The sequence below is a fragment of the Acinetobacter sp. ABJ_C5_2 genome (assembly GCF_044538485.1).
Lineage (GTDB): Bacteria > Pseudomonadota > Gammaproteobacteria > Pseudomonadales > Moraxellaceae > Acinetobacter > Acinetobacter nosocomialis_A.
This window is the reverse complement of record NZ_JBIUCS010000001.1, coordinates 214,859-227,532: the sequence shown is the minus strand read 5'-3', so window position 1 is coordinate 227,532 and position 12,674 is coordinate 214,859. Positions and strand designations below refer to the sequence as shown.

The following is a 12,674-nucleotide window of genomic DNA, read 5'->3' as shown; positions in this document are numbered from 1 at the left end:
GTTTCCGACTCTACCAAATATAGAATGCGACAAACAGGCATAAAAAAAGGGCTTACATGTTATGAAACGATGTAAACCCTTTATAAATCTTGGTAGGTATATCCAGACTCGAACTGGAGACCTCTACGATGTCAACGTAGCGCTCTAACCAACTGAGCTATACACCTAGAATGGAAAGCATAATATTCATTTTTCAAAAGCAAAACAAGAGATTTGCCATTGAAAAAAATACAAATGAGCAGACTTTAAGCAAACTTTTTTCATTTTCCAAAAAAAATAAAACGGCACATGGTTCAACCACATACCGTTTTGTTTAGCTGAATTTAACTCTCAATTTAACAAGGGCATTTCTTTAAAGTACCGCCTGCCGATGGATAACGCACATCAACACAATGACGGTAGAAAGTCTTCGCATCCATAGGTGTTAAATCAGGATGATGAGCTTTCATGTGCTCCAAATACGTTTGATAGTCCGGCACGCCTACCATGAGACGAAAGCTTTGCTGCAAACGCTGCCACAAGGTTGCTATACGCGACCAGTTCTTTGGAGAAAGTAATAGCTCTTTTTGCGAGAGCACTGTCATTTTGATGATTTTCGCAATAATGACAGTTCCATTTTTTGCAAATTTAAAATTCATCTTTATTCTCCTCGAGTGGTAACCACTTCAGGATCGGCATATACCGCAGGTGCTTCATTTACAGTCGGAGTACGACTCGCTAAAGCACGGCGAACAATACCAATTGAGGCAATAATCATGACAATCGATACAATCATAAAGAAGCCACAAAGCGCAGCATTAATCTGATTCGACATCACAATGTTTTGCATCTCAGCAATAGTTTTGGCTGGTTTAATAATTTCACCGCGAGCAATCGCATCAGAGAACTTATGCGCTTGCGCCAAGAAACCAATTTTTGGGTTTTCGTGGAAAATCTTTTGCCAACCAGCAGTCATACAGGTCACGAACAAGAAAATAGTTGGAATAATCGTTACCCATACATATTTTTCTTTTTTCATTTTAAACAGAATGACTGTACCTAAAATGAGTGCCATAGAAGCCAGCATTTGGTTACCAACACCAAACAGAGGCCATAATGAATTAACGCCACCTAATGGGTCAATCACACCTTGATAGACGAAGAAGCCCCATCCACCAACTGCAACGGCTGTACCAACCAAATTACCAAAGAATGAACCTGATGCTTTAACCGCAGGAATAACAATACCTACCGTGTCTTGCACCATGAAACGACAAGCACGAGTACCCGCATCTACAGCAGTTAAAATGAATAACGCTTCAAATAAAATGGCAAAGTGATACCAAAATGCCATCATTTGGCGGCTATTAAAAATTTCAGAAATGATATGAGCCATACCAATAGCAAAGGTAGGCGCACCACCCGTACGTGAAAGAATCGAGCTTTCACCTACTTCTTGAGCCAATACGGTTAACATTTCTGGGGTAACCACAAAGCCTAAATTACGTACAGCTTCTGCCGCAGTTTCTACAGTTGTACCGAGTACTGCCGCTGGCGCATTAATCGCAAAATACACACCCGGGTCTAAAACTGTCGCACAGATCATTGCCATGATCCCGACAAAAGACTCCATAAGCATACCGCCGTAGCCAATCACACGAATATCAGCTTCGTTATCGACGAGTTTTGGTGTCGTACCACTAGATACAAGTGCATGGAAACCAGAAATGGCACCACAGGCAATGGTAATAAATAGGAATGGGAATAAACTACCTGAGAAAACTGGACCTGTACCATCAATGAAGTGAGTTACAGCTGGCATTTTCAATTCAGGTAATGCAATGATAATACCCACTGCCAAACCAAGAATCACCCCGATTTTAAGGAAGGTTGATAAATAATCACGTGGTGCTAATAACAACCAAACTGGCAATACCGATGCGATAAAACCATAAATGATGAGACACCAAGTCAGTTGTGTACCAGTTAAAGTGAAGAACTCCCCCCAGTACGGGTCTGCTGCAACATGTCCACCATAGACAATTGCCAGCATCATTAAAACAAAGCCAATAATTGAAACTTCTGCAATACGTCCCGGACGGATAAAGCGCATATAAACGCCCATGAACAATGCAATTGGAATGGTTGCTGCAATACTAAAGACACCCCATGGACTATGTGCAAGTGCTTTAACAACCACCAACGCCAGTACTGCAAGGATAATAATCATTACCCCAAGCGCACCGAGCATTACGACAATACCAGCAAAAGAACCAAGCTCCTGCTTTGCCATTTCACCAAGTGAACGACCATCACGGCGTGTTGAGATAAATAAGACTAAAAAGTCTTGTACCGCACCTGCCAGAACCACACCGACCAATAACCAGATCGTGCCTGGTAAAAAGCCCATTTGTGCAGCCAAAATTGGTCCAACTAACGGCCCTGCTCCTGCAATTGCAGCAAAGTGGTGACCGAAAAGCACATATTTATTGGTGGGTACATAATCCAGACCATCGGCTAAACGATGTGCTGGGGTTAAACGTCTTGGGTTTAATTCAAATACTTTAGTTGCAATAAATAGACTATAAAATCGATATGCGATGCTATATACACATGCTGCAGCCAGTACAAGCCAAACCGCGTTAACATGTTCACCACGACTGAGTGCCAGCATCCCAAAAGAAATTGCACCTATAATTGCCACTAGGCTCCAGACCAGCTTGGAGGGAAGCGTAGATTTCGCTTGCATTGTGTCCATTCTTAACCTCTCAATAAATAACTACAGCATTTTTATATTGTTATGTACTGTTTCTCTTAATCCCTGTGACTCTACTCCTCCTTTTTCTTTTTTCCTCTTATACTTTCGCATAAAAAAAGGGATGATTGACATCATCCCTTCGATAATAGTTTATTTTTTAACTATTATGCACGCTCTAAATAATCGCCAGTACGAGTATCTACACGAACGCTTTCTTCTTGCTGAACAAATAACGGAACACGAACAACCGCACCAGTTTCAAGCTTAGCTGGTTTACCGCCACCGCCAGATGTATCACCACGTACGCCCGGATCAGTTTCAACAATTTTTAATACAACGAAGTTCGGTGGGCTTACTGTTAAAGGTACGCCGTTGAACAACATAATTGTACATTTTTCATTTGAATCGTCTTTTAACCATTTAGCAGCATCGCCCATTGCAATTTTGTCTGCAGCGATTTGCTCAAAAGTTACAGGATCCATGAAGTTCCACATTTCACCGTCGTTGTATAGGTATTCCATTTCAACTTCAACGATGTCAGCCGCTTCTAAAGAGTCACCTGATTTGAAAGTTTTTTCTAATACTTTGCCAGTTTTAAGGTTACGTAATTTTACACGGTTGAACGCTTGACCTTTACCTGGTTTTACATATTCGTTTTCCATGATAGAACATGGGTTACCATCAAGCATAACCTTAAGGCCAGCTTTGAAATCATTTGTAGAATAATAGGCCATGAAAGGCACACTCCAAACTTAACAAGTCAACTATGCGATATAATGCGTTGTTGCATTATCTTAATCGTGTCAAATGATAAACTATTTATACCAAGAGCAAAACTGGCAATCACAACTCAGTGACCTTATTACTGATCCTTCTGAATTGCTAAGCCTACTCGAGTTATCCTCAGATCAGCTATTATCAGGTGCGATTCTGGCTTCTGAAAAGTTTAAATTGCGTGTTCCTCGTGCGTTCGTCGGAAAAATGAACGCTAAAAACCCGCTTGACCCGCTTTTACTACAAGTATTACCTCATCATTTAGAGCTTGAGGAACATCCTGAGTTTGTTACAGATCCTTTAGGTGAAGAAGCAGCCAACCAGTTACCGGGTGTTTTACATAAATATAAATCGCGCTTTTTACTGACTTTGACGGGTGCATGTGCTGTGCATTGTCGTTATTGTTTCCGCCGTCACTTCCCTTATCAGGAAAATCTGCCAAAAAATGATGATTGGCTCAATATTAAAAACTATATCGAAGCCAATCCTGACATTAATGAAGTGATTTTAAGTGGAGGTGACCCACTTACACTTTCTAACCGTAAGCTTGCACTTTGGCTAGAACGTTTATCATCTCTCAAACAAGTTAAGATTTTGCGAATTCATTCACGAGTTCCTATTGTCATTCCAAATCGAATCGACGAAGAGCTTATTTCTTTATTAAAAAACAGTAGGCTGCGTATTATTCTGGTGGTACACTCGAACCATGCTTCTGAGCTCGATGACTTTACTTGTTCAAAGTTGATAGAGTTATCTTCACACCACATTACTGTACTAAATCAGGCGGTATTGCTAAAAGGTGTCAATGATTCTGCTCAAACTTTAACTGATTTAAGTTATCGTCTATTTGAAGCTCGCGTTATGCCATATTACTTACACGTATTAGATAAAGTAAAAGGTGCACAACATTTTGATTTAATGCCATCTGAAATAGATGCGATATATCAAGACGTGTTAGCGAGCCTACCTGGATATCTGGTTCCTAAACTCGTCAGGGAAATTGCGGGCGAAAAGAATAAAACACCGCTTTTTGGGGCTACAACTTTTTGAGTTATATAATAAGTGATGATGAATAATGCACTTTCGGACATTTTTCACAATCAAACCGCACGTACTCGTGAACGGTTAAGCTTTTGTGAAGCCAACATTAAAGACCTTAATGAATGGGTCACTACCCTTTCTATTATGCAATTGGGTGATACTTCAAAAGCGCTATTTACCGCAATTTTGGAGTTAAATGAATTAAATTGCAGTGAAACGCTTCGCTTTGACTTAATTCAAACGCTTCACCCAACCATTAATAATGTTTTGGCAAGTTTAGAAAAGAACTTCTTTAACCAAGGTGTGATTAGTACAGACCGCAACGAGCATATTATTGAGCTGGCAATGCTGTTGCGCTGTTATTTTGCCAGCATTTATTTAAATATTGCGCAAACCAGCCACGAACAGCTGCAAAAACAGAAGTTCTCTTTGTTTTCTTTTAAACAAAAGAAAAACTTACAAACTGCGCGTATTTTGGCGACATTCCATGCGTTGCAGCAACTGACCAATCTTTTATACCAACAGCATATGCTCTATAGCGAACCTGTAAAAGGCCAATGGTTAATTGCACATCAACTTTATGAAACAGCCGTTCAGCACAAATACCATTTAACCAATATTAATCATATTCAAGGCGTGCAACACCCGTTAGCGAATATTACGCAGGCTTATGCACAGCTTATTTTATTAGATATTTTTAATACCAATCAGATTCGTCAATCAGAAATTCAGGCTTTGTTTCAATGTAGTTTCGACTGGGCACGCATGATTCAGATCTTGCCTAAAGACTCTGCTTTAACAAAGTATGTGGTCGATCCAACTAAAGACCACCCACCTGTATATAACAAAAAGCAAAGTTCAAACTTCAATCCAAGTATTTTTATTAGCACGCAAGCATTGCTTGAGCATGTCACTGCTACCATGCATAAAAATGCTCAATACATGTCTAAAAACGAAAAGATTTATTTGAGCCCAGCGTTAAAGTTTCACGTTCAAACCATTTTGGGCACAACAGCACAACGCCGTCATGAACGTTATGAATATAATGCTGCACTACAAATCTGTTTCGGGTTAAGTACTGCTCATTTTTACTTATCTAAAGCAAAAAACTTTGAAGAAACGCTACAGCTTAACAATAACTATAATCTACAAAGCGAATCGAAAGTTTTATCAAACCTAGAGAAAAAAGAGCAACAAACCTCATCTTACCAACGCTTAAGCCGTGAAAGTAAAACCATTTATCAAACCACTGTGCTTGATATTAGTGTTAATGGCTATCGTATTAAATGGTCTGGTGAAGCGCCTAAAAACTTAAGAACTGGCGAATATATTTTAGTCAAAGAAACACTGCATGGTCAGTGGCGTGGTGGTGTGATTCGCTGGATTAAACAATCAACAGAAAAAAGTCTGGAACTGGGTTTAGAAATTCTTTCACAAGCCATGTTCCCTTGTGCTGTACATATTCAGGCAGAGCGCCATACTCGTAATTACCACCCTGCACTATTACTACAAACTCAAAACTTAGAAGAAATACAAAACACGCTTATTTTACCGGGGTCTCAAATTTTTAGAGAGCAACAAACAATTCATTTACGATTGGGGACAGAAGAAATCAAAGTGTATCTACTCAAAGCACAACTCATTACTCAAAGTTTTATTCAATTTCAATTTGAACTTTTGAATGAGCAGCAGCAACACCTGCTTGATCAGTTCATGCTGAAAAAGAATAGTAACGTGAATAGCCAAGATTTATGGGAAGCATTAAAGTGAGAAACTCTTTACTATCTAAAAGGTTAAAACGTACTGAAATACGTTTACTCATTATTGATGATAACCAATTACGTTATAACCAAATTTTAAATTTATTATCGGGGAATGATTATCAAGTTAATGCCTTATTACTTGATGATTTAAAAAGTTTTGAAAAGCAGCTCAATACATCGTGGGATGTCATTATTTTTGGTCGCGCATATGATTTGAAAATTGAACAAACTCTCTCCCTTGTTCAAGCCTCAGAACAGCCACAGCTACCAATTTTACTTTTACAACCAGATGATTACCAAGCGCAGCAATATCAAAGCTATATTCAAAAAGGTATTTATGATGTAGTCCCGCTAGAACCTCTGGACTATTTCTATATTACGCTTGTTCGAGCACTGTCATACAGCCGCCTTTTACAAAAGGAACAACGCCTTTTGGCGGAGCTTGATACCATTCATACGCATACGCAAACATTGGTCGATAACAGCCATAAAGCGGTCGCTATTTTTCAAGAAGGCATCCACATTAAGGCAAATACCGAGTATTTGAATCTTTTTGGCTTTCAGCAAGAAGAAGATATTATTGGTTTGCCAATTTTAGATGTCTTACAACCCAACGATTTAAATATTTTTAAACAGCGTTTTAAGAAAATTTCTTTAGGACAGTTTGATCAAGCACGCTTCGAAATCCAAAGTCAGCATCAAGCCATTTCTGGTAATAATGCTTTAAAACTGGAATTTATTCCAAGCCAAGAAGAAGATGCTGTACAGCTGACCATCGACTATCAAGTTGATTTAAAAACACCAGCAAATACGGCACCGTCCGAGAAAACGACTGGGTTAAGCACAGCTTGGCCGCAGATTAACCGACATTTATCGACCCACCCTGCCCAAGCAAATGCCATAGTTCTATTTAGACTTGCGCAGTGCCCAGAACGTCTCTTTCAACAGGGTTGGCAGACTTTGGGGCAGTATTTCAATCAGCTACATGGTTTTTTAAAAGACCATGCTCAAATGCCGATTTACCAAGTCGATTTGGGTACGTATGTAGGCATTTTACAAGCTGAAAATAGTACAGTTTTAAACTCTCAGTTGACGAGTTTGCAAACTTTGCAAAAAGAGCACTTGTTAAAAGTGAATGAGCAAAACTTTTCGGTACAGTTAAAGCTTGGCTATGCTCCGCTTAATCAACCACTCACTGAGGTTTCATTTAGCTCATTACTTAATGAAGCTGAAAAGCAGAACCTACCTCAAGTTACCCCTCAGCTTGAAATAACGCCTATCGTAGAAAAAACAGTTTCGCCGAGCATGGAAGCTGTTCCTCTTGATTTAACGATTGAACATTTTGAGGCGACTTCGCAGTCTTCTTTGCTGCAGCAGTTAAGACAAAAACTAGCTCAGGGCCAAATACACCTGAAGTATCAGCAAGTTTATGACAAGCATGATGAAGAAACTCATAACTATGAAGTGACGAGTGGCTTTATTGCTGATGAACAATGGCATGATTTAAATGACTTAGCTGACTTAAAAGAAGATGCTGAACTATCAATTCAACTAGACCGCTGGATATTGGTAGAAGCATGTAAACAGCTTCATAACTTCATTGCTCAGTATCCTAAAGCAAGACTCATTATTAACCTTAATATTGATATTTTGCTGAAAGATAAGTCATTCCCTGAACTGATTTCAAAACTGCTTACCATCATTGGTAGCAAACTTGAAAGCCCGCTAATTTTGCAATTTTCGGAACAAGCACTTCAGCACTACCTCCCAACAGCTCAGCCGCTGATTGGTCGTTTACGTCAACATGGTGCGGAAGTTTCAATCCGAGACTTTGCTTCTTCTATATATAGCGATTCAATTTTGCAGCAGCTTGATATTCAGCTTGTAAAATTACAGTCCAGCAAAACTGACCTATTAAGCTCAGACCAAGGACTTAATAGCTTGCAAGAAAAGGTACTGAACTATTTGACTGTAAAACCGATTGGAATTTTATTGGCTAATTTAAATGATATGAACTTGTTTGCTAATGCATGGAATGTGGAAGCACGTTTCTTACAAGGTGATTATTTTCAGAAAAAGCTTGATCGCTTAACAGATGTGCAAGACCAATAATGGTCTTGTACGCTAAAAACAAAAAACGGGCATAAGCCCGTTTTTTGTTTCGTTTTGAAGTATTAACGCTTGATAGAGCGAGACATACCAGCAAAACGTTGTTTGAATTTGTCGATACGACCACCAGTGTCTACATTCTTTTGTTTACCAGTGTAGAAAGGGTGGCAAGCTGAACATACGTCAAGGTAAATAGTTTCTTTACCTAAAGCAGAACGAGTTTCGATTACGTTACCGCATGAGCAAGTTGCAACTAATTTTTCATATTTTGGGTGAATATCGGCGCGCATCGTCGATTACTCCTAATTGAAGAAAGGCTTAAGCTGTCATCGCAATTGATCACTCTCAATTAAATTGAGGCAGGCTTTTTCAAGCAGATCAACACCACAACAGACCATTCTTTTGGCCCACCGAAACCTCTAGGGTTAGAGCTAAGCACAACAAGTGGACAGTATTATACGCCATATAATTTTTTTTTGCGACTTAATCTTGGGATTTAGCCCAGTAATTTGCGATTACTCCACACACCATTAGCTGTATTTGGTGAAATATCATAATTGGCAATACAATCATTCCCAAAGGCTGACCAATAAATAAGATTTGTGCCATTGGGACCCCACTCGCCAAGGTCTTTTTTGAGCCACAAAAGAACACGGTAATCTGATCGGCACGGCTAAAACCAAAAGCACGTGGTAAATACAGTGCAAGCAACATAATAATAGTCAGTAATACAGAGCAAGCAAGTGCCAAAAGAAGTAAGGTTTTCCAGTTCACTTGATGCCAAAGTCCAGCAACTACTGCCCCACTAAATGCACCATAGACCACCATCAAAATTGAACCTTGATCGAATGCTTTTACAATGCTTGGTACTTTTGCCATATATGGAAAAACATAAGGACGAAGCAATTGCCCTAAAACAAATGGCACTAATAGCAACAGCGTAATTTCTATAATGGACGATGTAGGATCAAACCCGTGCTGACTCTGCCCTAAAATAAAGAAACTGACTAAAACTGGCGTAATGAACATACCGACCAAGTTTGAGAAAGATGCACTACATACCGCCCCTGCCACATTCCCTTTTGCCACTGAAGTAAAAGCAATAGAAGACTGAACCGTAGAAGGTAAGAAACACATAAACAGAAAGCCCCAATAGAGCTGCTGTCCCAATAAAGGTAAAAGAATAGGTTTAGCCAATAAACCAAGAGCAGGAAAAATAAAGAACGTAATTGCAAATACCAGTAAATGCATTTTCCAATGCAAAATACCTTCAATTACAGCTTCACGAGACAACTTAGCCCCATGTAGGAAGAATAAAATTGCAATCGCGACTGTAGTTAATGTATTGAAATACTGCGCAGCTTGACCACTGACTGGAAAAAATGTTGCTAGTAGCACCATACCAACCAACAAAATTGTAAATCGATCAAGTGCCAAGAACTTCAGCATGTTCACATCCTATGATTATTTTAGACAAATAAAAACCCAGTTGATAAATTGACCATTTGGTCAAGCCTTCATCATACTGGGCTATAAAAATAAAGCTAGGCTTTTAAGACCTAAATCTTAAAGCACCTAAGTCAATTATTTAATTATTTCTAGCATTTGCATCTTGCTGAATGAGCTCGATTTTGTAGCCATCTGGATCTTCAACAAAGGCAATCACCGTAACGCCACCCTTCATTGGGCCAGCTTCACGCACAACTTTACCGCCACGTGCTTTAATTTCTTCACATGCTTTGTAAGCGTCTTCGACACCAATTGCGATGTGACCATAAGCATTACCTAAATCATAACTTGATGTATCCCAGTTATGAGTAAGTTCAAGCACGGTATTATTTTCTTCATCGCCATAACCAACAAATGCCAGTGTAAAACGACCTTCTTCATAATCACGCTTACGAAGTAACTTCATCCCTAATACTTCGGTATAGAACTTTAAAGATTGTTCTAAATTGCCTACTCGCAACATTGTATGAAGCATTCGCATGTTTATTCACCTGCCTTTTCTGTTTCATGTGTTTGATGATCTTTGAGTAGTTTTCCAACCCAAACCACTAAAATTAAGATTGGAATCCCGATCAGTGTGGTCATCAAAAAGAAGTTTGGGTACCCAATATTACTCACTATGGTACCTGAATATCCACCTAAAAGTTTTGGTGTAAGGGTCATGAGTGAACTAAAGATCGCATATTGAACAGCAGTAAATGACACACTGGTTAGACTCGAAAGGAATGCAATAAATGCTGCACCAGCAAGACCCGAAGCCATATTATCTACAACAATTGCGAAGTAGAGCCACAGTGAACTATAAGGCTTGATGACTTTACCGCTAATCTCAACTTCTTGACCTGACTTGGTGTCAATGTATGGTAGAGGTTCGATGTTCACATCTAATTCAGCTTTTGGTGCAGAGTTTGAGGCGACTTCATATGGATGTGAAACTGATAATACTTTTTGGTTTCCTTCAACCACCGAAGCAGTAAGTTGTTTGCTTGGTGATGACAATAATTTTTGCATATCAATTGCAGCGTTAAACACGCCTTTTTGATCTGTCATTTTTGCATCAAAATTTTGTCCATCAAGATTCACCACAATTTTTTGGTTAGGCGATAAAGCTTTGCCAAAGTACTGACCACGAACAACCACACTGCCTTCAGAAGATTTAGCAGTGATTTGGTCACTTCCCATTAAAGGTAAAATCTGTAGAGGAACATGTTCAGCATGCGTTGTTACTAATGGTTGAACTCGGACTATGGTCTCTGCTTGTTGACCTTGCAAAGCATAGCCAGCTTTTACATCAACTTGTTTAGTCCCATCAAAAGTGGAACTCGGGACTTTAATCTTCCAATAACCCACTTCATCTGGCTGAGCTTTATAATGTTTATCACCCACTTGAACATCAACCATATCAAGCGGTTTGCCAGATTTTACTAAACCAATGAAAATGAGGTTAGTAGAGCTTGCTAATACAGCACCAACAAACATCAGTTTCATGATGTTCATACGCTGCGCGAGTAGGCCACCTAAGAAGCCACCAACCAAGCTAAAGATAACACCATAAACTTTTACAGCTTCGGCAATTTGCTCTTTGCTAAAGTTCAAATCTTGATAAAAGACGTTTGAAATTACACCCGCAATAATGTCTGAAATACGGAAGAAACCAATCAAGAATAAAAGCACTAACGCAAGTTTGACACCATAACGTTTAAAGAAATCAAGAATTGGTGCAATCCAAGTTTCTTTTGCCATTTGTTGGTTGACCACGCCTATTTTCACCAGTATGTAACCGACTAAAATGGCAGTACCTGTTGCTGTTAAAAATCTTAAAGCTTCTAAGCCAAATAAAGCTGCGCTGTCTTGAATATCGCCAGCTTTAGAAATTGCCTCAGTAATTTGACCTGAGTAAATATAAGTTATGACAAACGAAATGACCGCTACAAAGAAGACTAGAACCAGACGGTAATAATCTGTGGTTTTATAGTTTTTATATACGCGATTAACCTTAGGTTCACGGACAAGCAAGGTTGTAATAATACCTACCGACATGACTGCTGCCATCGTTAAATAGGTGGTTTTCCAAGCCTCGTAAATATAGTTGCCTTTAGCTGTTCCTAAATGTGCTGCTAAAAATAATGCACCAGCACCCGCTACAATCATACCAATACGGTAACCCGCATTATAAGTAGATGCTAACACCGTCTGCATTTCAGTTTCAGCTAACTCAATACGATAAGCATCAATCACGATATCTTGTGTTGCCGCCGAAAACCCAAGCAACACTGCACCTGCCGCCATTTGAACAAGGTAACTATGACCTAAAGCTGGGTCGGCAAAAGCCATGGTACAAATCGCAAGCACAATTAAACACTGCGCGATTAGCAACCAAGCGCGTCTTCGGCCTAAAGCCTTGGTTAAGACTGGTACTGGCAACTCATCAATTAAGGGTGCCCAAACAAACTTAAAGGAATATCCCAAAGCTGCCCAACTGAAAAAAGTGACTGCACTTTTATCGATACCCGCTTCACCTAGCCATAAAGAAAGGCTAGAGAAAATCAATAAAATAGGTATTCCGGCAGAAAAACCCAGAAATAGCATAATTAATGCACGACGGTCTAAAAATGCTTTAAACGCCGAGACCCAACCAGAGGTTTGTGTGGTCATTCGTTTTTTATTTTCCATAAATTATAAATGCGCCTATTCAATCGCTTCTTACAATTGCTTTCAAGATTCTTTCTGCAATCAAGTTT

At 39.3% G+C, this 12,674-nt stretch carries 10 protein-coding genes and 1 tRNA gene; 3 read left to right on the top strand and 8 right to left on the bottom strand.

The features are described from left to right. Positions 1-90: 90 nt before the first annotated feature. From ACH8JV_RS01075 to efp, 4 genes are all read right to left on the bottom strand, one after another. Positions 91-167: transfer RNA gene (locus ACH8JV_RS01075), tRNA-Val, on the bottom strand. A 168-nt stretch (positions 168-335) separates the two neighbouring features. Continuing rightward, positions 336-638, bottom strand: coding sequence for a YbdD/YjiX family protein (locus tag ACH8JV_RS01070; protein WP_002052430.1), 303 nt, complete (start codon positions 636-638; stop codon positions 336-338). A gap of 2 nt (positions 639-640) precedes the next feature. Next, entirely contained in the window at positions 641-2,737 is a 2,097-nt protein-coding gene (locus tag ACH8JV_RS01065; protein ID WP_343569195.1) for a carbon starvation CstA family protein, read from the bottom strand. A gap of 164 nt (positions 2,738-2,901) precedes the next feature. Further along, positions 2,902-3,471, bottom strand: coding sequence for an elongation factor P (efp, locus tag ACH8JV_RS01060; RefSeq protein WP_263614294.1), 570 nt, complete (start codon positions 3,469-3,471; stop codon positions 2,902-2,904). A gap of 73 nt (positions 3,472-3,544) precedes the next feature. Between efp and epmB the strand changes: the two genes are divergently transcribed. The 3 genes from epmB to ACH8JV_RS01045 are packed head-to-tail and all read left to right on the top strand — an operon-like array spanning position 3,545 to position 8,427. Next, on the top strand, positions 3,545-4,561 hold the full coding sequence (gene epmB / locus ACH8JV_RS01055) for an EF-P beta-lysylation protein EpmB (RefSeq protein ID WP_151739151.1): 1,017 nt from the start codon (positions 3,545-3,547) through the stop codon (positions 4,559-4,561). Between the two features lie 15 nt (positions 4,562-4,576). Beyond that, a complete protein-coding gene (locus ACH8JV_RS01050; RefSeq protein ID WP_396519586.1) occupies positions 4,577-6,322 on the top strand; it encodes a GTPase in 1,746 nt (581 codons plus the stop codon). After that, positions 6,319-8,427, top strand: a complete 2,109-nt coding sequence (locus ACH8JV_RS01045; RefSeq protein ID WP_396519237.1) for an EAL domain-containing protein — start codon at positions 6,319-6,321, stop codon at positions 8,425-8,427. The genes ACH8JV_RS01050 and ACH8JV_RS01045 overlap by 4 nt, the downstream gene beginning before the upstream one ends. Positions 8,428-8,489: 62 nt before the next feature. Here ACH8JV_RS01045 and rpmE read toward each other — a convergent pair whose 3' ends face one another. The 4 genes from rpmE to ACH8JV_RS01025 all read right to left on the bottom strand — a co-directional run bounded on the left by rpmE (position 8,490) and on the right by ACH8JV_RS01025 (position 12,606). Beyond that, positions 8,490-8,714, bottom strand: a complete 225-nt coding sequence (gene rpmE / locus ACH8JV_RS01040; RefSeq protein WP_001200845.1) for a 50S ribosomal protein L31 — start codon at positions 8,712-8,714, stop codon at positions 8,490-8,492. A gap of 193 nt (positions 8,715-8,907) precedes the next feature. Beyond that, positions 8,908-9,879: a bile acid:sodium symporter family protein gene (locus ACH8JV_RS01035; RefSeq protein ID WP_006580654.1), complete on the bottom strand. Its 972-nt coding sequence runs from the start codon at positions 9,877-9,879 to the stop codon at positions 8,908-8,910. A gap of 133 nt (positions 9,880-10,012) precedes the next feature. Beyond that, entirely contained in the window at positions 10,013-10,414 is a 402-nt protein-coding gene (gene gloA, locus ACH8JV_RS01030) for a lactoylglutathione lyase (RefSeq protein ID WP_002052709.1), read from the bottom strand. Between the two features lie 2 nt (positions 10,415-10,416). Continuing rightward, on the bottom strand, positions 10,417-12,606 hold the full coding sequence (locus ACH8JV_RS01025; RefSeq protein ID WP_396519235.1) for an AmpG family muropeptide MFS transporter: 2,190 nt from the start codon (positions 12,604-12,606) through the stop codon (positions 10,417-10,419). Positions 12,607-12,674 lie beyond the last annotated feature (68 nt).